Below are 22891 nucleotides of genomic sequence, written 5' to 3' on the forward strand. Positions count from 1 at the left end.
AATTCAACCATAAGCGCTAAAATAGGTGGCTGTGAACGCGATAAGTAGTAACTGCGATTGCCATTTGGAATACACCCATAATCGTTTATAAGGTCGATAAAGTTTTGCAGCATATCTTCAACAATTTCAGGTTTATTAGCATCCATTAAGCCAAGCGCTGTAAAGTAGCTATCCCAGTAGTATATTTCCTGAAAACGCCCACCAGGCACAATGTAGCTATGCTTTAATGCTAACAAAGAATCGGCTTTAGGTTTATCAGGCGCCCGTCTCAAACCATGCCACAAAGAGTTAATGTAGTGTTTAACACTTGCGATATCTGGCTCACTTTGCATACGGAGTAAGGGGGTCGTAATAAAGTGAGCATTTACAAACTCTTTTAATTGGGCTTGATTAAGCGGTGCTACTTGCTCGTAGTGTTTACACGCACTTTGCCAGCTGGTTCGTGCAGTTGCATCTGCAAATGTTTTACAGTCATCAAAAATATGTTGGGTCTGTACATCTTTAAATAACTGGCTCTCAAAAAAATTCATAACAATCCTAAATCAATTATATGCTGGCAGCGTGCTGAGAAATTGCGCGGGTGCGCTGTTTAAAAATAATCACGCTTATAAAAATTAAGCTAATGGGAATTAACGACAGGTAAAATGCGTGCTGACCACTAAAATGCTCAAATACGTAGCCTGTGATCATTGAACCAGTTGTGCCTCCAAGTGCTGAAAACACAACGATTAATCCTGTCATGGCTGCATGCTGGTGCTTTTCTAATGCGCTGAGCATTACCGAATTTAACACTGGATAAATTGGCGCCATAAAAAAGCCAATGAGGGGCAAAACAAATGCAGCTAGTGGTGCATCAAATAGGCTAGTGATTGCTGTATTAGGTAGGTTTTCAGTTAGGGGTAACGTTATAATAATAAGTAATGCCATGGCGACTAAGCATCCGCACAGAACAAAAAACCAATTAATGTGCTTAAGCACCTGCCCCGCAACTAATCGACCAAACGCTAACGCCGCTGCAAAAATACTCGCTAACTGAATACTTATAGCCACAGGCAATTGTAAAACTTGGTTATTAAAGGTTGGCAGCCAAGTACCTACGCCTTGTTCAATAAGAACATATAAAAATGCACTTATAATAAAAATAAGCACCAAGGGCTGATACGTTAATTTAAGCATGGCTATAAAGTCACTCAAACTAGAGTCAGTTTTATTTTTATCAATTGCAGGCGCAATCGGTGCAATAACAACACTTAATAATACAATTAAAGTAAGCGCAGCCAACGCGTAATAAACATTGAGCCACGCATTGCTTTGGCTTGGGTCTATAAAGGCGGTAAAAATCCAATAACCACTTAATACACCCACCATAAAAATGCCTTCGATAGTGTTTAAAAGTGACGAGTGACTATTCGCATCTTCGGTTACTTGGCCAATAATCGAATAAACAGAAACTTTGACTACCGCAAAGCCACAGCCTATCACTGCAAATAGCACTTTAAACATATAAAATTCGCTGATCAGTGCGGTGCTTAAGCACGCTAATGCAACGACCGCTAAAGCCCCTAACATTGCGAGCTTATACCCTAATCTAGGAATGAATGAGGCAACAACAAAAGACATTATCGCAATTGATAAGTCTTTAAACCCTTCCAAAACAGACGCCTCAGTTTTGCTAACGCCCAGTGTGTTTATTGCCTGCAAAATGACTGTTCCTACGCTATTTAATAATATTGCGAAAATAAAATAGCTTGCAGCAATTGCTAGTGTGATTTTTGTTTTACTCATAGCTTGCCTTACTTATAACGCAGTGCGCCATAACGATTAAAGCTAACACCTTTGGGTAATTAGCGTGTGTGTTTGTGTCAGTGAACGTTGAGTTTAGTGTAGAATAAAAATCAATGCAATCGTTTGCATTTTAAGTTTTAAAATTTGTATCTATCATTCATAAATCAACGTTTACTCGATTGACGAGTTATTAATTCTATATCAATAACTTGAGATTCAACTTTTTGACCCATAAATTGTTGCATAAGCTTTTTAACTAAAAGTTCAGCCGCTAATTGAGTATTTTGTTTAATTGTTGAAAGCGACGGATGGCTAATATCTGCCATTGCTATATCGTCAAAGCCCACCAATGCAACATCGTTAGGGATACTGACATAGCGCTCTTTTAACGCCTTCATTGCACCTAAGGCAACCATGTCGCTACAAGCCATTATTGCATCAAAGTAGAGCCCTTTTTCGCGCAATAGACTATTAATTTCTTGATACGCCGAACTACTCGTAATATCAATAGAAACAACGTGCTGCTCTAGTTTATGTGTAGATAGCGCAGCCGCATAACCACGGTGTCTTTCGCTAATTTCACCGTGCTCTGGGTCGCCTAAAAATAAAATATTTTTTGCACCGTGTTCGATTAAGTGCGCAGTGGCTTGCATTCCACCTAGGTAGTTATCACTGCCTACAATAGGGTAATTACTGGGTGTTTTGGGGTCTCCCCACACAACCAAAGGGATCCCCGCTTTAGCAGCCGCCTCTATATTGCGCTGATCTTTACCCTGCCCAACCACAATAATACCATCGGCCCTTCGACCATTAATAAAATAATTGGCCCAATCGTGCTGTGCCATTATTGAATTAGACAATAAAAGCTCTAGCCCTTGTTGATTAAGTGCAAGATTAATTTCGCTAACCACTTTAAGTAAAAATGGATCGCTAATCGATTGTTCGGTTTGTTCATCTAAGTTAATGATAACAGCAACAACATTTGTTTTTTGCGTTCGCAAGCGGCTTGCAGCGGTGTTTAAACTAAAATTATGCTCTTTAGCGAGTTGTTTTAATTTATCGCGTGTTTCTTGTTTTATTAACGGGTTGTCATTTAAAGCACGCGAAACCGTAGAGGTAGACACCCCTGCCAGCTTTGCTAAATCAGCTAATTTTATTTTTTTGTTATCCATGAAAACCCTGAGCCGCGTTGTATTAACTAATGTTTAATGTAACTAGCTGACAATATAGCATTATTAATTTTTTCTGGCTTGCCTCACAGGCTAAAAAAGCCATACCTAGGCTTTTACGCTCAATATTTCTACAAATATAATTCATAAATAATTTACAAATAAATATTGCAAACGTTTGCATTAATCTTTAAGGTTTCATCATATACAGCCTGTTTACATAAAAAATTTGTATACAGCGCAGTAAAAAACACACTGTTTAACACACTAAAAACGGGATCACACATGACATTCAATAAAGCAAAAAGTACATTAGCGTGCGCTATAACTTTAGCCTTGAGCTCACACGCCACCTTTGCACAAGAGCAAGCACAAGAAACCAAGGTAGAGCGAATTGTTGTTTCGGGCACACCTACCGGGGTCGGCATCAGAAAAATTGATGCAGGCTACGCTGTTACAAATATTGATAGCCAGCAAATTATTAAACTTTCACCTAAAAGCACTGCCGATCTGTTTAAAGCCGTACCTGGGGTTTGGGTAGAAAGCTCAGGGGGTGAATCTGGTGCCAATGTATTTGTACGTGGTTTTCCTGGCGGCGGTGACGCCCCATTTTTAACCCTAAGTATTGAAGGGTCACCCGTTTACCCAGCCCCTACATTATCGTTTTTAGAAAACTCTTCACTTTTTAGAATTGATGAAACGATTGAGACCATGGAGGCTTTACGCGGTGGGCCAAACCCTGTTTTATCAAATGGCCAACCGGGTTTAACAACTAACTTTAGGCTAAAGCGTGGTGGTGAAGACACCGAGGGCTTATTTAAATACACAACATCTGATTACGACCTACAACGAGTAGATGCTGTTATTAGTGGTGAAATTACTGACGATTTATACTTTATGGTTGGCGGGTATGTAAAAAGCTCTCCGGGTATTCGTGATGCAGGTTTTACCTCTGAGAAAGGCAGCCAATTTACCATTAATATCACTAAAGATTTAGATAACGGCGAGCTTAATTTTTATACCCGTCAAACAGATGACCATGGTGCATGGTACTTACCAACCCCCCTTAATATTGAAGGGATTGACGCAGAATATACCCAACTTGGCACGTTAAACCGCCAAGCAACCATTTTTACCGGCCCCGATGCACAAGCACACGATATTGACTTAGGGGATGGCCGAGGCTGGGACGGCCATGTAACAGGCGGTAGCATTAAACTAGAGCTTGATAATGGTTGGCAATTTTCTGACCGCTTTAATATAACTAAAGGGGATGCCAATACATACGGGTTGGTGCCAAGTGGCTCAGCAACCACGGTTGGTGCAGTTGCCGATAATGGGCAAACCGCATTTGGTGCAGTAACCAATACTGAGTACGCAAGCGACACCCCAATACAACAACTTGGCCGCTGGGTTGTTTTAAAAGAAATTAGCTCATTTACAAACGATTTAGCGTTTTCAAAGCAATTTGATGATTTATCAGCCACGTTTGGTTACTACACAGCCAGTACATCGGCAAACGATTGGTGGAGTTTAGGTAATACGGCTTACCACGTACTAGAAGCAGGCGGCGAGTCGCTAACTGGCATTGAGTGTAATCAAAGCACTAATGGCTGCGATTTTAACCACGATATTAGCTCAACAGGTGATGCGCGCACCAATGCGTTTTATGTAACAGCTCAATACAAATTTGCCGAAGACTTTACATTAGATGCAGGCGTGCGCCACGAAAGTCATGAAGTAGAATACAGTGTTGATGAAGGCCTTGATGGAATTATTACCAAAACAGTTAACTATGATGAAAGTAAAACATCGTGGACCACGGGGATTAACTATTCAATAAACGATGACATGGGTGTATTTGCACGCGTAAACCGTGGTTATAAAATGCCTTACTTTGACGACTTTAGAGATAACTTTAGCGCTTATGAAGGCGGCGAAAAGCTAATTAAAGAAGTAACCCAAGGCGAATTTGGCTACAAGCTAATTTCTGACTCTACAGACTTTTACGCGACCTTGTTTGTTAACGAAGTTAAGGGCGATACATTTGTACGCCGCCCAGGTGTACCTGCAGAAATTTTAACAAACGAAGCGTACGGTGTTGAGCTTGATTATAACTTTAATCATCAGTCGGGTTTTTCGGTTAATTTAAATACCACACTACAAGAAACCGAAATAACGCAAAGCCCAACCAATGAAGGAAATGAATCTCAGCGTCAGCCAAAGTGGCAAGTGCGTATCACACCTAGCTACGACTTTGAACTACAAGGTATGTATGCCACGTTATATGGCACACTGTCGGCTGTTGATGACCGCTTTGGTAACAACGAAAATACAGTAACGCTTGAAGGCTACGAAAAAGTAGACTTAGGTTTAATTTTAGAACCTATGGAAGGCATAAAACTACAACTGGCCATTGATAACTTAACGGATGAGCAAGGTATAACAGAGGGCGACCCACGTAATGCCGATGCCCCAAATGGCCGCTATATTATGCCACGCACTACGCGCTTTAGTGTAAGTTATGCGTTTTAAACACACTTAATACTAAAGGGAGCTTGGCTCCCTTTATTTTATTTTTTCGTTTAGTTTATTAAGCGCCTCTACCGAAAAGCCCCTATCGTAAAAATGTAAAATTTTACCTTTGCTATCTATTAAAACAACGCGAGTATTGTTTGGGTTTTTATTACCTGTAAATTTTTGCACAGCTTCACCATCTTCATAAATAGTGATTACCCCGCCCCACAGCTCTTTTGGAATACCCTTGCGCATACCGCTGTCTATAAATGTACTAAACATACGCGGAGCCATACCTGCTATGCTAGGCAGTTCGTAAGTAGGTAATGTAACCCCTGTCATGTCTAAGCCAATTAACCAACGGTCTATGTCAAATTGGCTATCTTGTTTATAGCCAATTAGTAACAAGGTTTTATCGGCTTTAAAATTACTCGGTATGGTTACGCTTTTCTCATCTAGGCTTTGGCCGCTAATGGTAGGAAACTGCTTACCGGTAATTTGCTGATTTGGGTATTGAGCTGAGCACGCACTAAGCATTAACACCATAAATGCGCTGGCTATTATTTTAATCATTTTAAAACCTTACACTGTTATAAATATCATACTGATACGTATATGAGGTAAAACACGTTTAAACCGTTTGCAATTTTAAATACGCTTTAAACTCTCGAAGTGCCATGGGCTTGGCGTATTTCCAGCCTTGGCCATAATGTACGCCAGCTTGTTTTAGTATGGCTTCTTGCTCATTTGTTTCTATGCCTTCTGCTACACAGGTGTAGTTAAACTTACGTACCAACGCCATAATATTGGGGATCATTGATGCCTTTAAGCCTTGTGTTGTTATATCTTGTACAAAAGTGCGGTCAATTTTAAGCTGATGAAAGCTCAAGTTTTGTAGATTTTTTAAGTTAGAGTAACCCGTACCAAAATCATCTATCGATAAATTAAAGCCCGCCTCAACCAGCCTTTTAAAGTGGGTATGGGCAACTGTTGAGTCTAAGTATTCGTCTTCTGTTATTTCTAAACAAATAATAAAGCGCGAATCGGTGAGTGCAGGTATGTCTTTTAAAAGCGCAATATTGCCTGTTTCTACATCGTAGGGAAAAATATTAATAGAAATTTTAAAATTGCGCGGTAACGCCTCAACGGTGGTTAGCTCATAAAGTACTTTTTCAATCATGGCTTGGGTAAAGCGCCACGTTAAATTGGTTTTTCTGATAATAGGAATAAATTGATCAGGAAATAAAACCCCGTATTTATCTTCAAAACGGGCCAATGCCTCACAGCCAACCACTTTACCTGTTTGCAAACAAATAATGGGTTGGTAGGTCCAATAAAATGAGCCCTTTTTAAGACCTTTGCGCACCCGCGTGATAGTTGAGCGCCTAGCCGCTAAGCTATAGTCAATTAACAGCCCACTCGATACACCCGCTAACGAAATTAAAATAAGCGAAATAATCAATAAAAATTGATTATCAGCAAAAAATTGGCTCCACGGAAGTTGTGCGGCTGCGCAGTACCCGGGGTTATTAGTACTGCATTTAATAATTGATTCATAAGGTAAAAATGAGTGATTTTTTACCTGCTCATAAACCCCTTTAGCCCCCGCTAAATGAAACGTCTCGCGCGTGTTTTTATAAAGTACTTCCCATTTGGTCGATACAATTACTTTATCGTTAAAAGCGCGCGTATCGACTATTAAATTGTAATTACCTTGCCTTACAATTATCACTTCCATTGCTCGGCCACTAAACAAAAGTAAATACAATTGTGGTTCGTACCTTACGCGCACAGGTTTATTATCGTATTTATCAATTCGAATGTAGTCGGGAGGATTATCGGTAATTGTAGCTGCCAGCTTTCCTGCACCGGTGGTGCAAACCAGCTCATTATTTGTAAAAAAGCCAATATCTATCACGTATTGTGCATCAAACAACGCGCGGCGCATTTCTATCAATGTATTGTTATTACATTGTTTAGCGTTCGCGTTATTTAGGCGGGTTAAAATTTTTCTACGTTCTGTTGCGGCAGCATCTATGTGTTGAACAATATAATTTGAATCTCGCGCTAACTGCCTACTTAGCTTTTGTGCAGCAAAGTACATTAGTGTGCTAGCACATATAATAAAAACCACGACACCGCTTAATACTGCAATTAAAGACCTACGTTGATATTGTTTCATAACACCTTTTTAAAGAAGCTGTGTGTGAGTCAGGTGCAATAATAATTGCATATCTGGGCATAAAAGCAATCAAGCTTGTAAAATAATTAAAGCAAATTACGTTTTTAATTTATTGATTTGTTTACATTATAATTGCAAAACCAGGTGGCTGAGTATATCGCTAAGCTGCTTATGGCCTTGGCTATTTAAATGTATACCATCGCTCCCTAGGGGGGCGTTAAGGTGTGATATATCAACGTAATTAAGCGCGTGCTCGTGTGCTATACGTTTAAAGAGAGCGTTTAGGGGCAATAACTTTTGATTACAGTTTAAATAAATACGGCTTAACCCATGCTGAGGGTTAATAAATAAAGGACCAATAACAATTATGTTCGGTAAATTAGCAGGCGAGTAAAATTGTTTAATAGAGCCAATAAAATGCGTAAGGCCGGTGGCTATATCTGCTGGGACTAAGTTAAAACGCTTTTTTAAATCGTTAGTGCCAAGTGCAATAATAAGCGTGTGTAAAGCGTGTTGCTGCAAATCGGGTTTTAAATAGCGAATACCATTAAGCTCCCCCGTAAAAGGCGGGTTATTCACAAGCGTACGGTTTGGCTGCCCCGACTCTATTACGGTAAAGCCGCTGCCTAGCTGTTGCTGTAACCGCGCCGTCCAACGGGTCTTTTCATCATAGCGCTTTCCTGTTTCGGGGTTTAAGCCCCACGTATTAGAGTCGCCAAAGCAGAGTATATTTTTTGTTATTTGCGTCATTAAAATGGATTAAGCGTATAGCCTTGTTGTTGAAGTTGTGCGTGCGCGGTCATCGCAGAAAGCGACATTTTTACGCCATCAATGAGCAATTCAGGCGTTACTTTAAAGTGAGTTGCCGATTGCCCGCACACATACACCTGAGTGTTATTAGCAAGTAGCTGCTCAATTAACGCTTGGTTTTTATTATCAGCGCTAAAACGTTTTTTATATTCGCTGTTAGCTAACACATCAACGCTTGCGCTGCCGTGCACAACTAATGCAAGTTGAATGTTTTCAGGCTTTACACCATGCGCTACATGCATGTTAATAAAACGCGCTAACGAATTTATTGAATTATTTTGCTCGCCTTTTTTAGCACCATCGGCAACATCAAATGCTATTTTAAATACCGTAGAGCTATTAATTTTGTCATGCTCGGGTACATTATAATAATTACCAAACCCGTTAATTGGTTGCTCATTAGCATTAATAAACGGGCTAAAAAGCAGCACTAACCCTAGTAAATATTTCATAAAACAATCCTGTGTTTTTAAGCGTATTACTAAACTACCAGAGACAACCAAAAAAGGCTGCAATTTAAGCAACCTTTTGGGTACTTTTATGGTGATGATTAATAAACTGCATACCTAAATAACTAAACGTATTTTTAAATTGCTCTACAAAACACGCCGGCGCTTCAGTTGATGACGCATTAGAAAGCACTGAAAAATGCTTACTACGCAGCGTTCGTAATTTTGGTTTTAATGCTTCATCGTCCATGTAGTCGGTTATTCTATCAATAAATAACTTCATTTGTACCGTGGTGCTGTACCAATAAACGGGTGAGGCAAACACCCAGTGGTCATACTTTAATAGTGCTTCAAATACAGCGTAAAAGTCATCGCTTTTATAGTTTTTGTTATAACAGTACGGCGCTATTTTATAATCATCTAAACATATTATCCTTACATCGTTTTGCTCAGCAAAGCTGTTAACGTGTGCCTGCGTATTACCATTTTTACGTGCGCTTGAGTAAATAATAACAGTGCTGCGTTTAAGTTTTTGTTGCATTTAGTTAGCTCCTTTTTTAATGTTGAAAGAAGCTTAAAACCTCAACTTATATTGAGGTCAACCGGAAATTTAAAACAATGCCAATAGATCAAAAAAAACTAACCGAGGCTAACCTAACCGTAGGTTATGTCGCTAAGCGCAGCGGCGTAAAAGTATCAACCCTACACTTTTACGAAACAAAAGGACTCATACGTAGTTGGCGAAATAGCGGCAACCAACGCCGCTATAAAAAAGATGTGCTGCGCCGTATAGCGGTAATAAAAGCCGCACAAGCCATGGGAATAACACTTGATGAAATTAAACACACCCTGGCCACATTACCTGAGCAGCGCACTCCCACACAAAAAGACTGGTCAGCCCTTTCAAAGCAATGGCAAGCACAGCTTGATGAGCGCATAGCTTATATGCAGCGCCTACGCGACCGCGTAGATGGCTGTATTGGTTGTGGGTGTTTATCTATGAGTAAGTGCCCTATTTATAACAAAAACGACCACTTAGGCGAAAACCAAAGTGGTGCTATTTTGTTAGAGCGAGATTGAGATTTAAATTAAGGTTAGTCTAGGCCGCTAAGCCCTTCTCTTGCAGCTCTGTATAAAGCGCCTAGGGTTGAGTCGAATACAGATTTTATAAAGCTATAAGTCAGCTCCACCGCTTTACTAATTACTTTGCCTGCAAACACTAACATATGCCCCAGTAAACCTAAGGTTTGTGTTGCAAACGAGGCTGACGCTTTAGCTATTTTATCAAGCGTTCGCGCCAACATATCGTAAAAAGTGAGACCGGTTCCAATGGCTGCTTGGGCAGCAACTGCGCTGTAATAGCCTGCATCTTTTAAAAGGGTAATTAATGCAGCACCAAGTTTATCTGCCCAATGTGAGGTAAATGATGCTTGATTTCTGTCTTCAAATTTTAAACGCACAGGCATGTTTAAAAAGTGATTAGCTTGTATAGTTAAGTTGTTCCAATTATTGCTATTGGCAGTGTTTAAGTAGCCAGGCGTACCAGCAAGAGTATGAGCAGCACCTTTTAAACCTTGTCCACTATCTAAACGTATTTCTTGGCCATTGTGCGGAGCATGCGAAAAAGGCCATAAAGGCACTTTAGCCACTGGGTCAGCCCCATGTGTACAGCGATAAATTTTATCGATTCTGGATGTTGCTGCGCGAGAAAAGTTTTCAAGCCCAACACGCGGCGAACCAAACGTATATAATTTTACAGGAAGTGAATACTCAGCTTTGATCCAATCAGCAGAAAGCGTCGCTAACGCACCACCCAAGCTGTGGCCAACTAAATGAACGCAACCCGTCACTTTATCTTGAATATTCGCTGCTATAAACTCTTGCAGCGCAGGCTTCATACTATAAAAGGTCTTATTAAAACCAGCATGCACCATACTGCCATTTGACCCACCACTTACGCCAAAGTGCCCATCGGTTAATCCATCTCTTAGCGAGTTAGTTCCCCGAATAGTTATAACCGAATCGCCCTCATACGCGCCAAGCCCATGCCCTACTAAAGCAAAGCCCGTGCTTAAATTAAATAAATGAGAAAAAAAGCTGCCCGTTACCCCTTGTACTGCGCCAGGGTTAACTGAAAAATTAAAATTGTCGCGCAAAGAGGCATGAAGTGTGCGATTGAGTAAATTAGTGGTTTTAATACTTTTTGCTTTATAAGCAAGGTTTGCTAATTGTACGGCTTGAGTGGGTGTCAAAGTATTCATATAAGTTCCCTTTAAATAAATAGTTAAAGTTTACATGATGTGTATATCGCAAAAGTATGGCTTGTATCTTCTTTAATTGGAATATCATAAGTTTGTGGCTCTTGGCCAATATCACACTCTAAGTGTGCAAGAAGCGCTTTGAGTGTATCGCTATCTTCATGAATTGAAACAAGTGTGTACCATAGAACAATCCCTTCTGGCGTGCCGTTTTCTAAATAAATATGTTGAACCAGCGAGTCGTTATCAAACATATTAGAAGGTTTACCAGTTTTTATTGTTTTTTCTGTGAAGGTAAAATAACCCTGTTCATCTGTTGTGGTTTCATCAACGTATTCATCGCCATAGGTAAGTGAGCGCATCACTTTAGTGTTTGCAACTGGCTGCCCATTATCTAATAACTGCCCTTTTACTGGAGCCGATAAATAAAATTCTTGTTTATTAAAAAAGCCAAACATATCTGCACAAGCCTGTGATGTAGTAAAAAAAACAACGGCAATAGAGACTATTACCAATACAAAAATTTTTAAGCGCGATAAAAACAAAGCAAACTCTCTCCCAAGGCCTAGCTATAAACTACTTAATATATATGGCTAATTAATTACACCAGCCATATTTATACTGAAAAAGTAGGGGTCTAATTAGGTACAATTATACTGCATGTTTTTTAACCAAAAAACAATCACTAATCTAATTATAAAATAGTGTATATATTAATTTACCAATGCCACTAAACATGATGCCGCCCATAAGCAAAAAAGCATACATAATACTAATAGCACCGGCTGAAGGGTCGCTCTTTTTATCAATTTCTATGCATGCCGTACACACAACAAAAAATATAAAAAAGTTAGCTATCACACCTAAAATAAAAGCATTGCCAAATAACGGTGATACGCCAGCTAAAACTGCACCCAAAATTAACAGCGAGCCTGAAATTGAATGTTTATCAAACCGGCTTTCAATTATTTTTATAGCTAAAGTGATTAACATAGATAGTAAAAAGTATAGCGTTGGCCAAAACTGATAATATAAATACCCCCAGTTTAAAAGCTCACCTGAAGTTGATGAATAAGCTTGCTGGCCTATGTCGGCCGCGGAACCATTCGCGGCATTTTCGCTAAAAAGATACCCTATCCCACCAATAATTAATTTTATAAGCCAAAAAAATAAAAAACTGGCAATAGTAAACCCGATAGCGTCATCCCTTGTTAATCGTTTTTTAGCTTTGCTTTTTACAATAATGGCGAGCATTAAACCTAATAGGCATACAGTTCCTAAATAAAGTACCGCCTGCCAAAAGTCATCAGGATAAAATACAGCTAACCCTGGCGCTATAAATAGATACATAGCATCCTCGTTATCTAGGGAACGGTTTCGGGCACTTTGCTCAGACTCTTTAAAAAGAGCTAAATATACAAATAAAGGCTGTAAAAACAGCATTAAAATACTCGTGGTAATAAGGCTCATACATCATCCTTAATGAGAAAAACGAATGCAGCACTTGTGCTGCATTAAAATTAAAAATGTGGGCGCTCAATAATAAAGAGAGGTAGGTATTAAAGGTTTATTTTTTGAAAATACGTTTTAAGTTTTAAAAGCCCTGATTCAAGTTCAAATTTTTGTATTTTAGGGTTCTTGAATTTAAACCCATTAGAAATATGGGTATTAATCATCGTCGCCATACCCTCAAACCCAGCTGGCGCACTAGCAACTAAATCGCTCAACAAGGGCATGATAAGCACTTGATGCTCTTCTATTAAAGTTGGGTTTTCGTATATATCGTAAACAAGGTTAGTTAATGTTTGTTGGTTTTGTTGTTCCATATCATTTCTATAGTGCCTTAGCTTAGGCGTTTATAGCTCCTTTAAAAATGCAATAACTTTAATGGTTTGTACTAATTATAAATAGTTTAAGTAAATGCTCATTTCTTAATTATCTAAAGAAATGCCCGAATCCTTAAGTTGCTTTTCAAACATTTCTTTTCTGACTTTTTCATAGTTACTTTCATCTAAAAAGCGTTTATGTGCAGCAGCCTTTTCTAAGTCGCCTAGCTCAGTGTAAATTAAATAAAGATCTTTAGTAACAAAACGTCCAGTGCTATATACATAAGCTAAAGCTAAGATACCATCAGGATCGCCTTCTGCAGCATGCTTTTTTGCCTCAGCAATATAGCGGCTTCCATCACCTTTATGAAGGCCTACTAATTCCAGAGCTTGCCAATTTCCCATTTTATAAGCTTTATCACACCAAGCATCAAGCTCTTGAGGTGCATACATTAAGCTTTTTTGACATTGGCGCATGACTTTATCTTGCGATAAGTTAGGATCATTAATATCAAGGTTAGGAAAAAGAGTTCCTGCCATCCCACTAAAACATATTACAATAGCAAAAAGAAAAGTAGCTATTGTTTTCACCATTATAGCCCTTTCATATGAGCTGAATTTTCGGGTAAGTGAAATTTATTACCTACTTTGCTAATAATAGGCTCATTAGGTGGAGGTGGAGGTGGAGGCACATCCACATTACATTTAAATATAACTTGCGAGGCACCTTGAGCTTCATTACACGGTGCAATAAAAAACAAGGCTGTTATCAGAAAAAACTTACCAAGGTTACTTTTTATCATGCTTTTTAAATACCCTTGATAGTTCAATATTATAGTTATTTAGTAAGTACATTACTTAATGCTTAACTGATACACCTGATAAATCAAAGTTATAAAGCGTAACTGAATCAATAGAGTGCTCTTCAACTAACTTAGTATTCTTTACGCTAATAACCCCTTCATCAATACTAATATTGCTTACATTACTACTCAAAGTGAAATTAGGTAGTGCGTATAGCTCTGAGTTGATGATTTGATATCCCTTTAGTACTTGCAATTTGTTACCTGCATAAAACTTTATTAATGCATAATAATGTTTGCCTTTTTCGAGCAATATTATTTCTGGCGTATGACCTTTTAATCGAGTAGCAATAAAAGGGATCCCTTCACTAAAAGACAAAATGTAGGTATCCCTCGTAGGTAAGCAAATACCTGATTTATCTTTGTGGAGTAATTTAACTTGCTCAAACTTCAATGACTGCAATAGCCCTGTTTTGTCATCAATTTTTATAGGCTTAGTTACTTTTATATTTAAGCACTCTGATGCGAAAGCGGTATGACTTATCGTTAATAGTAGAGTACAAATTAAGGCCTTAAAAACATTCATATACTTACTCCATATGTCTGCCAATTATGGATAAACTCTTGCACAGTACCCTTTCCAAGTGGCGTATTGTAATAAGTTTTCCAATACTGAGCCTGCGCATTAGTATCATTAGCTTCTGGCAAGGCGGCTGGTGCTCTTAAATAGTGGATTCTAGCAATGGCGCATGCATAAGCATCATTCTCTTTTAGCTCTTTTAACTTATCTTCAGTAGTCATTAAGCTTTTAACTTTTAATGCTAACTCTCCTCTGTAACTTAGGTAATTATCCCAAATGTCATCATGAGTAGCAGGCTCTATCTGAAAATAACTCAAAGCAGGTCCACCGCCTAGTTGTTGACGATACTTCAATCGACTTTCTTGAATCGCTGTGCCCAGCAATAAGATTTCTGCTTTTTTTGATGATAAACCGATTTTTAACAGCGTTGGTTTTATTACATTGTTCAAGAAAAGTTGAGGATCTTTCATTCCTGCTTTTTGAGAGTTAAATAAGGCGAGCTTTTCATTAATTTTGCGAAAAGTAGCATCATTCGGATTTATTTTTCCATCGGGTCGAACCATGTTTAAGGCTTTGCTTTGGAATAACTTAATAGCAGCAATAGTTTTTGAGTTTTCTGGACGAGGGTTTAAGCGACCATCAACAACTAAAACTTGTGTAGGTGGGATAAGTTTTAGTAATTTATTTAACGCGGCTTGTACTGTTTTTACATCATTTAAACTGTTAGTGCCGCCCAATCCAATAGATTGAGTTATTCTTATTGATGACATTGTATTTCCTTGTCTTTTATTTATTGTTATTAATTTCTTTCCGAAACGATCAACTCTTTAAACTCTTGGGCTTTTAAATAAAAAACATGAAATTCTCTCACTTTTTTAACCCAATGATAATTAATTACACGTTCTCCATAATATGCACCTGCAAGCTGCCCGTATATAGCACCTGTTGTGTCAGCATCTTCACCTAAATTAACGGCTAATAAAGCACCAGACTCAAATGTATCAGAATGATAAAAAGCCCATAAAACTGCTTCCAAGGTATGCATGACATAACCACTTGCGCGTATTTGCGAAGCACTTTTAGATTTATATTTAGCGTCTACTATGAGATCAATTATCGATTGACATAATGGGTTTTCATCCCAGTACCCGTCTATGGGTGTATAGATCCCATCGAGTAAAGTTTCTTTCGATACTCCATGCAAAGCCCCCCAAATTAACCCACTAAAATAACGGCAAGCATCCACAGCTTCTTCAGCGCCATGAGTTGTAATAGAGCTTAAAGCTGCATATTTAATTGCATTTTCAAAATTATCATAGTAACGAATTGGTATTGGTGCCAAACGCATTAAAGACCCATTTCCTGCCGATTTTGGATCTGTATTGCCAGATATAGGATCGCCAGTTTGTTTATAACTTTGCAGAGCATGGACAACCGTATTACCAATATCAAAACACTTCCCATTTACACTGAAAACACCATCTTTCCACCATTTATGGTACAAATCCATTTGATCTTTAGGGTCACAAATTTTTGTACGAACGAGACTATGAGCTAGGCAATACATCATGCTAGTATCGTCCGTCCACTCTCCTGCCTTCAAGTTAAATGGCCCTCCTCCCACAATATCAGTAATTGGCTCAAATGTTCCAGGGGCCTTAAACTCAAGAGTTGTGCCTAAAGCATCACCAAGCGCACATCCAAGTAAAGCACCTCGAAAGCGATTTATGTCATCATCACAATCAACTTGAATTCTTTGATAATATTCTTTACATTGCTCATCAGTAGGTCTTGGGACAGCAATGCGATAGACATTATATGATGACATCCATTGGGTTTTATGAGGCTCTCTGGAGCCACTCAATTTATTTGTCATAAAAGGAAATCGAAGATCATTAGGAATTTTATTTTCCATTTCTAACATTCGAATTATTATGGAAGAGGTAATTAACTCACCAGAATCATCATAATATTTTTTTTCACTCATTTTAAACCTCTTCCAACTCTATGAAGTTTGTTCCATTTACTTTTATACGGCTAATAACTTTAAATTTCGTTCCTGACTTAAACAATACTTCTTCCTCTTCTGGCTTGACTGCAGCATTGTTAGCAATATTAATCCCTGTTTTAGAAGTTATAAGTATTTTAGTATTGCCATCGAAGGGCTTATCTAAATTACTCGATGAACTTTTAAAACCTTTTTCATGGTGTATGCCACCAATAGGGAACAACTCCTCTAATAAGTCATCACTGAATTGATCTCCACGAATAACCTGTCCCTCATACCTCAACAATGGGTTTTCCGCCAATTTAATTAACGCTTGATCAGTATCAGCAACGGCCTTAGCCCATTTTTCCTTATCCTTAGGTGAAAACCCCCTAAGCCCAGAATTTATGGGCTTGTAAAGGTTTGTAGTATACACTGCAAGTGATAAAAACTCATCACGTGTTAAAACCTGCATATCAGGATCTAAATGGTAATTAATTAAAACGTGGTTTTTAAACTCTTCACCCTCTTTCCATATTAAACTAGTCACTTTATCTAGTTCTGAATGAATCAATGCATCTATAGAAAGCGGCTCTCCAATACTTTCATCGATAATAGACTGAGAGGTCATTGGGCTTGAGTTATCTCCTCCTCCCAATATAAGCAATGAAGTGGGATTTCCCGAAATAATCCCCTGCTTAATCTCTTTTGGCGTGATAAATCCAATTTGAGCGGCTTCAAGTAAATCCCTTTGTAACTCCTCACTAATTAGGCCTTCGTTAAATGCTTTTTTTAAGCTTGCTTTTAATCTTCTCTCTTCATCTTCTTTACAACTCAACCCAAACGGATCCACCCAATTAACCGGATTCGGTGCATATTGATAGTGATTTATGCCACCCACTAATCCAATCGGGTCTTGGTTTATAAAGCGTTGCTGTTTGGGGCTGTAGTAGCGATAACGGTTGTAATGTAAGCCACTTTCCTCGTCTAAATACTGTCCCTGAAAACGGATTGGTTGAGTGAAAGAGTCTTCTTTATTTGATTCTGCTTTTAACTCTTCATAACCATACACATCGGCTTGGTTTTCCCACACCACTTCTGCTTTGTTGTTTGTTACAAAACGTGGGGTATTCAGTTGGTCTAGGTGGTAGTAATACACTTCACCTTGTTTAATCAATGCGACTGGGTGAAATTGATTTGGCAGGTTGATATACCAGGTATATTCACCATGTTGGCATTCACCGATTAACTGGTCGTTGTCCCAAATGTAGTCAATCTTACCGTGTTCGGTGTGCTTGGCAATACGACGCCCGAGTGGGTCGTAGTCGTATTGGGTGAGCGTGCCGTTATTATTAAAACAACTTAATTGGTTAAATGCGTTGTATTCACGGCGGGTTTTAATGCCTTTACCGGTTTCGCGTATTTGGTTACCAAACTCGTCGTAGTAAAAGTCGCTGTCGCCAAGTTGTGTTAGGCGGTCGGCGTCGGTGGCACTGTTTATTGTGGTGTTGTTAGTACTTTTATTGTTTATTACTGAGTCAGCGTTGCTACTATTTTTGCTACTACTTTCACTACTATTTAGTGCTAACTCATTGTATTCGCTATGGGTGGCGCGTGTTAAATCAATAGAAGAGCTGGCTGTATGCTCATTACTGGCTGCATCATGTTCTATACCCTGCTCGCCTGTATCTCTAAGGTCTGCATCGCTTGTGTTTGATTGAACAGTCTGACTTTGCGGGTTACCAAAGCTATCCCACTGGTAGTGCGTGGTTGTATCAGCGCGTGAGCTTGCTAAAGTTTGTTGTATTAACTGGCCTAAGCTGTTGTATTCAAAATTGATGTTTTGGCTGCTTACGCCTTCGTTTTTACGGGCAATCAGCTGGTTGATGCTGTCGTAATTGTACGTACAGGTATCAAATAATGCTTGTGCTGGGTGCGTGAGCTGTTGCTGCGTTAAACGGTTAAATACATCAAACTGTTGATTGAGGGTAATGCTGTTACCAAACTGCTGGGTTTTAATATTACCTTGGCGGTCGTAGCTTAATGTTACGAGCGGCTGTGCAAGTTCAACCTCTTTGCTGTTGGCTTGCTGTAAGTGAATAGTACTTAGCTGGCCAAACTGGTTGTAGCTGTATTTAAGCGTGGTTGAATCTGGCAGGGTAAGGGTTTGCCTTCTGCCGTATTCGTCGTAGCTGTATTTTAAGGTATGCGCTTGTTGCTGGTTATTAACTTGCTCGGCGCACAGTAGCCGCCCGCCTTTATCAAAGCGTTGTTTAAGTGTTGATTGCGCATTATGTGCACGCGCTATTTTACCTTGCTTTGTGTAGCTGTAATAATTGGCGTTATTAACAATATGTGAGTCGCTTGCAAGGCTTGCATGCTGCGCAGTTACACGGCCAAGGCTGTCGCGCTCTATTTTTACATGGCGTTTGTTGCTTTGCGTGACTGAGGCTAAGCGGTTACAGGCATCGTACTTATATTGCTGTAGCGTGCCATCAAACCCGGTTATTTGCGTTGGGTTTTCGTTCGCGTCGTAACTTATGCGGTATACGTGACCATCGCTTCGCTCGATGGCTGTTAAGTTGCGCTCTTTGTCGTACGTTAAATGCAGTGCGCTGCCATCGGGCTGAATAACACAATGCGGTTGGCTTAGCCCTTCAAAGTGTTGCTCGGTGGTGTGGCCTTTGCTGTTTTGCGAGCTAATTAACCGCCCTGCTTCGTCGTAGCTAAAGTATTGATGCTGCTTATTTTCAGGCTCGTTTTCATCAAAGGCAATGGTTTGTGTAAGCTGGCCGTGCTCATTGTATTTATATTGAGTGAGTAAGCCTGCGTTATTCAGTGTGGCATTTACGCGGCCTAGGCTGTCATAACTGTAACGTATTAACTCATCGTTATGATGCTTTGCTAATAGCTCGCCTTGCTCGTTCCAAATAAACTTGGTGATTTGACCATTTTTATTAATATGCTGAGTTAACTGGCCGAGCTTATCGTAGCTGTATAATGTGGTGCGGCCATCACCAAAGGTTTCGCTTTGTAATAAGCCAGCCACACTGTATTTACGCGTAATGGTTTGGCCATCAGGTAAGGTAGTTAGTACACGTTGCCCAAGTTGGTTGTAAGCAAAATGGGTTTGGCTACCATCTGGCTGCGTTATTGTTTCTAATTGGCCGAAAGGTGTATAGCTATAGCGCGTTGTGCTGCTATCAGGCTTAATTTCACTGAGTTTTTGGCCTTGTGTATTGTATGTATATTGCCAAACGTTGCCGTTAGGGTCGGTATGTTTTAACAGTTTGCCTTGTGCGTTATGTACAAAGTGCTCTTTGTGGCCGCGAGAGTCTATACAGGTTGTTTCACCAGCCTCTAAGTTATATTCAAACTGGTAAGTATAGGTGTTGTTATCGCCCCACTGCTTTATACATTTAGCGCTGGGTGAGTAGCTATCCCACTCAAAATGATGGCTGAAGCCACTGGCTCGGGTACGCTTTGTTAATAAGTTAGCGGCGTTATACGCGTAGCGCTCAGTTTCGTTTTGCTGATTAGTAGACTGAACAAGGTTTTTGTTTTCGTCGTACTCGTAGCTTGCTAGTAATGGCGATAGCAATTGTTGTTTGTTGTTTTTATCGGTGCAGTACGCTGCTATTTTGCTTAATAAACCTTGCGCGTTGTAGCTAATTATACAGCCACGTACTTTATTTACTTCTATACGGTGTAGGCGCTCTTTAGCATCGTAATAAAACGCGATGCTTTGGCCTTTTTCGTTAATTATTTTTTCAAGCAGCCACGCGCTTTCGCCTGGTTTAAACGTAAGGTGTTGGTCATCTGGTGTTACAAGTACTTGCTTACCATTTGTTTGGTAATGTAGCGCAAGGTTACTACTTAACTGATAGCTTGATTGGCCAGGTTTCACCTTTTCAAATTTATGTTTAGCGCCGTGCTCGTCTTGGTACTCTAGCCAGTAAGTGCCTTTTTGCTTAGGGCCCACTTTTGGGGGCGGCAAATAATGCTCGGTAAGGCTTGCCATAAAGTCGTGGCGCCAACCATTACCCATTGTTGTGCACACATCAGCATGAGATGAGCGATACAAACGTCGCCACACTAATTGGCGGCTGCCTGCTAGGGTAAAGTCGATAAGCGGGAGAATTTCTTCGCCAGAGAGCATTGAAACTGGATCTGATCGGCACTCTTGATTTGTAATGGGCTCTTCACTTGCGGTGTTATTACTTGCACCACCCGTATTTTTAGCGGGTGCTTGCGATGCGCTTTTACCTGATGCGGTTGAGCTTGATTTTTTGTTCGACTTTTTGCCCGCTGAGCCACTATTAGTATTATCGCTTACTTGAATGGCCGACTTTGCTTTTTGATGGAAACACGTTACTGCGCCACTTACTAAGGCTTGGGTAAGTACGCTTGCGGTTTCGCGAGCTGATGCGCTGCGTAGGCAGTTAACGCCAGCACTATTTAATAAATTAATTACATCAAGACGTTTGGCAGCGTCACCTGTTAACGCACCACCAATTTGAGCTATTTGTTGTTTAGCCGTTTCAGGGGTGTTTGCCACAGTTGGCGCATAACCTGACGGCGTTTGGCCTTTGCCAGCAACTAGGCAAATGGGGTAACTCGTTCCTTGTAAAACAACCGTATTACTTTGCATTAGTTGTGTACTTCCTCACTTATCCATAAGTATGATGCTGCGGCCTGATATTTTGATTGTTCTTGAGAAATCACTAACACGTGTTTAAAGTGATTTACAATAGCCGGGCTTGAGGTCAATTGATATAAATTGACGAGTCCTTCAAGCGCACCAATTTTACCTAATTTGTAATTAGGTAATTCATAATGTGTATGCTCATTAATTAAATTACTGAGCAATTGTAAATTAGTCAGCCAAACATCACTTTGCTGATGTATGCCGTTGCCAGGTGCAAATATAAGATCTATATGGTCTTTATTATCCTGTGCAATTTTTGAAAATATACCGCCTAGTTGGTCGTGCTTTATAAAATCTATTGAAGGAGCAAAGTCATGACTAGTTTGCATCCAGCCAATTTGAGCCGTTTCAATAGTCGCGAGTGCACCACCTACTCCTAAGTATACCCACTCATTGTTTTTATCGGCTTTATAGGTAGCATCAATGGCAATCACGTTTGCCTTATCCCATTTTTTTTGCACCGCCAACTGCACTAACGTATTAGCACCAACAGCGCCATAAAATAATAAGTGCTCTACATGCTCAGGGAACAACTGTTTAAAACTTTTTGCTAAAAGCTGCTTTAGCTCATCTTGGTACGCAAGTGCTGGCAATAACCATACAAGTGGCAAGTTTGAGTCTTCTACTTTTGCAAAAAGTTCTTTCGCTTTTACTATGCAATCATAAATACAGGCATTCCATGATTGCCAAATAATACCGTCAGGTGGATTTGGGGTATCTGCATATAGCAGTGTATCTATGTCTTGCGACAAAGGCGTAGAAAAACAGCTTACGTTTACATTAAACGCCTTCATCCTTGCGCCTCTGCTTTTACATTTTTAGCCATCGATTTGTAGTAGGTATACAAATTAAATATTGCTTGGCTATAACAGTCCATTGCCGACATTTCTATTGCGTTTAACCTTTTATTAAGAGATTTTCCAGCTACAAACCTTTGTAAGCAAAGCTCCTCCTCGTACTTAGGCCAGTTTTGCTGTAACTGCTGTTTAAAAGCCACTAGTGCTTGTTGTTCAGCATTAAACGCACTTACTTGAATGTCATAGCTTACGAGTAAATCGAGCTTATCACCGAGCATTCGCCTTATTAAGGCAATAATAGCTGTTGGGTTTTCTACTTGGTTCAACGACATACACGCTAAGGGCACTAGCTTTACATAGCCACTTTGTAATAGCACATGCAAAGTGTCATCTACTGTTAAAACATTGCTTGCGTAATTACTTAATGCGTTTACTTGTTCCCAACTTAGTGATAATAAAAAAAGCGACATTAACGGTGAATTAACAAGCTTACTTTTACATAGCTCATCAAACACATGCTTTAGTACTTGTATGTTTGCATTAGGGTTGAATGCGCTGATAAGCGCCACTGTTTCGGCTGATGTTGCCTCTTGTTCGGTACTATCAGCCAATGCAAGATAAATAGTGTTTAAGTCAATTAATGCAATTAAATTAAAGCTGTGTTGCTGTAATAAAACTTTATAAATAACAGCCTTTGCTAAGTCATGCAGGGATGGGCTGTTGAGCAACGAGTTTATAAAAGCCAGGTTAATTGTTTGCGGTAAATTAGCCATAACCTCTATACATGCCTGCGCAGTCACATCAAGGCTTTGCTCACTCGTTACTAACGTATTAATTAAAGTTAAATCGGGTTGTGTAAAGTGTTGAGGAGTATTATTTTTTTTAGCGGTTAGCCACGTTGTTTCTAACAGCTTTTTTTTAAGTGTTTTTACATAACCTACAGAAGTAAACGGGCAGCACTGCGCCTTACTAATACAGAGCAATTGTGCTTGATGATTACTTATGTAAGTAGACAGCAAG

Annotated in this window: 20 protein-coding genes and 1 pseudogene; 2 read left to right on the forward strand and 19 right to left on the reverse strand. The window is 39.5% G+C overall.

The window, feature by feature from the left end; genetic code table 11:
* The 3 genes and pseudogenes from B2R65_RS03305 to B2R65_RS03315 all read right to left on the reverse strand — a co-directional run.
* Positions 1-530, reverse strand: a 530-nt coding sequence (locus B2R65_RS03305; RefSeq protein ID WP_286741079.1) for a trehalase family glycosidase, incomplete at its 3' end; no start/stop codon positions are given.
* Positions 531-546: 16 nt separating this feature from the next.
* The gene (locus tag B2R65_RS03310) at positions 547-1785 is read right to left on the reverse strand and encodes an MFS transporter (RefSeq protein ID WP_138576559.1); all 1239 of its coding nucleotides are present in this window, start codon (positions 1783-1785) and stop codon (positions 547-549) included.
* 164 nt (positions 1786-1949) lie between these two features.
* A pseudogene (locus B2R65_RS03315) lies at positions 1950-2960 on the reverse strand (LacI family DNA-binding transcriptional regulator); the annotation flags it as partial.
* A 279-nt stretch (positions 2961-3239) separates the two neighbouring features.
* On the opposite strand from B2R65_RS03315, the gene B2R65_RS03320 reads away from it, so the two are divergent.
* Positions 3240-5489 (forward strand): TonB-dependent receptor, encoded by a 2250-nt coding sequence (locus B2R65_RS03320; RefSeq protein WP_286741085.1) that lies wholly within the window; start codon positions 3240-3242, stop codon positions 5487-5489.
* 33 nt (positions 5490-5522) lie between these two features.
* Here B2R65_RS03320 and B2R65_RS03325 read toward each other — a convergent pair whose 3' ends face one another.
* The 5 genes from B2R65_RS03325 to B2R65_RS03345 all read right to left on the reverse strand — a co-directional run bounded on the left by B2R65_RS03325 (position 5523) and on the right by B2R65_RS03345 (position 9453).
* The gene (locus B2R65_RS03325) at positions 5523-6044 is read right to left on the reverse strand and encodes a hypothetical protein (protein ID WP_286741088.1); all 522 of its coding nucleotides are present in this window, start codon (positions 6042-6044) and stop codon (positions 5523-5525) included.
* A 58-nt stretch (positions 6045-6102) separates the two neighbouring features.
* Positions 6103-7653, reverse strand: coding sequence for an EAL domain-containing protein (locus B2R65_RS03330; RefSeq protein ID WP_286741091.1), 1551 nt, complete (start codon positions 7651-7653; stop codon positions 6103-6105).
* Between the two features lie 126 nt (positions 7654-7779).
* Positions 7780-8403 (reverse strand): GDSL-type esterase/lipase family protein, encoded by a 624-nt coding sequence (locus B2R65_RS03335; protein WP_286741094.1) that lies wholly within the window; start codon positions 8401-8403, stop codon positions 7780-7782.
* Complete coding sequence (locus tag B2R65_RS03340; protein WP_138576563.1) at positions 8403-8915, reverse strand: DsrE family protein; 513 nt, start codon at positions 8913-8915, stop codon at positions 8403-8405. The genes B2R65_RS03335 and B2R65_RS03340 overlap by 1 nt, the downstream gene beginning before the upstream one ends.
* Before the next feature lie 64 nt (positions 8916-8979).
* Positions 8980-9453 (reverse strand): flavodoxin family protein, encoded by a 474-nt coding sequence (locus B2R65_RS03345; protein ID WP_138576565.1) that lies wholly within the window; start codon positions 9451-9453, stop codon positions 8980-8982.
* Between the two features lie 77 nt (positions 9454-9530).
* Here B2R65_RS03345 and soxR point away from each other — a divergent pair, with 77 nt between their 5' ends.
* Complete coding sequence (soxR, locus tag B2R65_RS03350) at positions 9531-9992, forward strand: redox-sensitive transcriptional activator SoxR (RefSeq protein WP_248461796.1); 462 nt, start codon at positions 9531-9533, stop codon at positions 9990-9992.
* 14 nt (positions 9993-10006) lie between these two features.
* Here soxR and B2R65_RS03355 read toward each other — a convergent pair whose 3' ends face one another.
* The 11 genes from B2R65_RS03355 to B2R65_RS03405 form a co-directional block, all read right to left on the reverse strand.
* Positions 10007-11173: a lipase family protein gene (locus tag B2R65_RS03355; RefSeq protein WP_064387120.1), complete on the reverse strand. Its 1167-nt coding sequence runs from the start codon at positions 11171-11173 to the stop codon at positions 10007-10009.
* Between the two features lie 23 nt (positions 11174-11196).
* Complete coding sequence (locus tag B2R65_RS03360) at positions 11197-11715, reverse strand: DUF6795 domain-containing protein (RefSeq protein WP_024032856.1); 519 nt, start codon at positions 11713-11715, stop codon at positions 11197-11199.
* A 145-nt stretch (positions 11716-11860) separates the two neighbouring features.
* On the reverse strand, positions 11861-12640 hold the full coding sequence (locus B2R65_RS03365) for a hypothetical protein (RefSeq protein WP_286741104.1): 780 nt from the start codon (positions 12638-12640) through the stop codon (positions 11861-11863).
* Positions 12641-12729: 89 nt separating this feature from the next.
* Positions 12730-12996, reverse strand: a complete 267-nt coding sequence (locus B2R65_RS03370) for a hypothetical protein (protein WP_126009377.1) — start codon at positions 12994-12996, stop codon at positions 12730-12732.
* Positions 12997-13101: 105 nt separating this feature from the next.
* Positions 13102-13590, reverse strand: a complete 489-nt coding sequence (locus tag B2R65_RS03375) for a hypothetical protein (RefSeq protein WP_286741109.1) — start codon at positions 13588-13590, stop codon at positions 13102-13104.
* A gap of 264 nt (positions 13591-13854) precedes the next feature.
* Positions 13855-14385 (reverse strand): hypothetical protein, encoded by a 531-nt coding sequence (locus B2R65_RS03380; protein ID WP_024032861.1) that lies wholly within the window; start codon positions 14383-14385, stop codon positions 13855-13857.
* Positions 14382-15149 carry a peptidoglycan-binding domain-containing protein gene (locus B2R65_RS03385; RefSeq protein WP_286741112.1) on the reverse strand — a complete coding sequence of 256 codons (768 nt, stop codon included), beginning with the start codon at positions 15147-15149 and terminating at the stop codon, positions 14382-14384. Before B2R65_RS03385 ends, B2R65_RS03380 begins: the two co-directional genes overlap by 4 nt.
* 29 nt (positions 15150-15178) lie before the next feature.
* Positions 15179-16366, reverse strand: coding sequence for an ADP-ribosylglycohydrolase family protein (locus B2R65_RS03390; RefSeq protein ID WP_024032863.1), 1188 nt, complete (start codon positions 16364-16366; stop codon positions 15179-15181).
* Position 16367: 1 nt separating this feature from the next.
* On the reverse strand, positions 16368-21017 hold the full coding sequence (locus B2R65_RS03395) for an RHS repeat-associated core domain-containing protein (protein ID WP_286741115.1): 4650 nt from the start codon (positions 21015-21017) through the stop codon (positions 16368-16370).
* Positions 21017-21868 (reverse strand): hypothetical protein, encoded by an 852-nt coding sequence (locus B2R65_RS03400; RefSeq protein ID WP_286741117.1) that lies wholly within the window; start codon positions 21866-21868, stop codon positions 21017-21019. The genes B2R65_RS03395 and B2R65_RS03400 overlap by 1 nt, the downstream gene beginning before the upstream one ends.
* Positions 21865-22890 carry a hypothetical protein gene (locus B2R65_RS03405; protein WP_286741119.1) on the reverse strand — a complete coding sequence of 342 codons (1026 nt, stop codon included), beginning with the start codon at positions 22888-22890 and terminating at the stop codon, positions 21865-21867. The genes B2R65_RS03400 and B2R65_RS03405 overlap by 4 nt, the downstream gene beginning before the upstream one ends.
* Between the last annotated feature and the right edge of the window lies 1 nt (position 22891).

This window comes from Pseudoalteromonas sp. UBA2102, from assembly GCF_002331165.1.
GTDB lineage: Bacteria > Pseudomonadota > Gammaproteobacteria > Enterobacterales > Alteromonadaceae > Pseudoalteromonas > Pseudoalteromonas atlantica.

Coding starts and splice junctions, on each gene's coding strand:
- B2R65_RS03310 (WP_138576559.1), bottom strand. CDS start 1,785: ATGAGTAAAACAAAAATCACACTAGCAATTGCTGCAAGCTATTTTATT.
- B2R65_RS03320 (WP_286741085.1), top strand. CDS start 3,240: ATGACATTCAATAAAGCAAAAAGTACATTAGCGTGCGCTATAACTTTA.
- B2R65_RS03325 (WP_286741088.1), bottom strand. CDS start 6,044: ATGATTAAAATAATAGCCAGCGCATTTATGGTGTTAATGCTTAGTGCG.
- B2R65_RS03330 (WP_286741091.1), bottom strand. CDS start 7,653: ATGAAACAATATCAACGTAGGTCTTTAATTGCAGTATTAAGCGGTGTC.
- B2R65_RS03335 (WP_286741094.1), bottom strand. CDS start 8,403: ATGACGCAAATAACAAAAAATATACTCTGCTTTGGCGACTCTAATACG.
- B2R65_RS03340 (WP_138576563.1), bottom strand. CDS start 8,915: ATGAAATATTTACTAGGGTTAGTGCTGCTTTTTAGCCCGTTTATTAAT.
- B2R65_RS03345 (WP_138576565.1), bottom strand. CDS start 9,453: ATGCAACAAAAACTTAAACGCAGCACTGTTATTATTTACTCAAGCGCA.
- soxR (WP_248461796.1), top strand. CDS start 9,531: ATGCCAATAGATCAAAAAAAACTAACCGAGGCTAACCTAACCGTAGGT.
- B2R65_RS03355 (WP_064387120.1), bottom strand. CDS start 11,173: ATGAATACTTTGACACCCACTCAAGCCGTACAATTAGCAAACCTTGCT.
- B2R65_RS03365 (WP_286741104.1), bottom strand. CDS start 12,640: ATGAGCCTTATTACCACGAGTATTTTAATGCTGTTTTTACAGCCTTTA.
- B2R65_RS03370 (WP_126009377.1), bottom strand. CDS start 12,996: ATGGAACAACAAAACCAACAAACATTAACTAACCTTGTTTACGATATA.
- B2R65_RS03375 (WP_286741109.1), bottom strand. CDS start 13,590: ATGGTGAAAACAATAGCTACTTTTCTTTTTGCTATTGTAATATGTTTT.
- B2R65_RS03380 (WP_024032861.1), bottom strand. CDS start 14,385: ATGAATGTTTTTAAGGCCTTAATTTGTACTCTACTATTAACGATAAGT.
- B2R65_RS03385 (WP_286741112.1), bottom strand. CDS start 15,149: ATGTCATCAATAAGAATAACTCAATCTATTGGATTGGGCGGCACTAAC.
- B2R65_RS03390 (WP_024032863.1), bottom strand. CDS start 16,366: ATGAGTGAAAAAAAATATTATGATGATTCTGGTGAGTTAATTACCTCT.
- B2R65_RS03395 (WP_286741115.1), bottom strand. CDS start 21,017: ATGCAAAGTAATACGGTTGTTTTACAAGGAACGAGTTACCCCATTTGC.
- B2R65_RS03400 (WP_286741117.1), bottom strand. CDS start 21,868: ATGAAGGCGTTTAATGTAAACGTAAGCTGTTTTTCTACGCCTTTGTCG.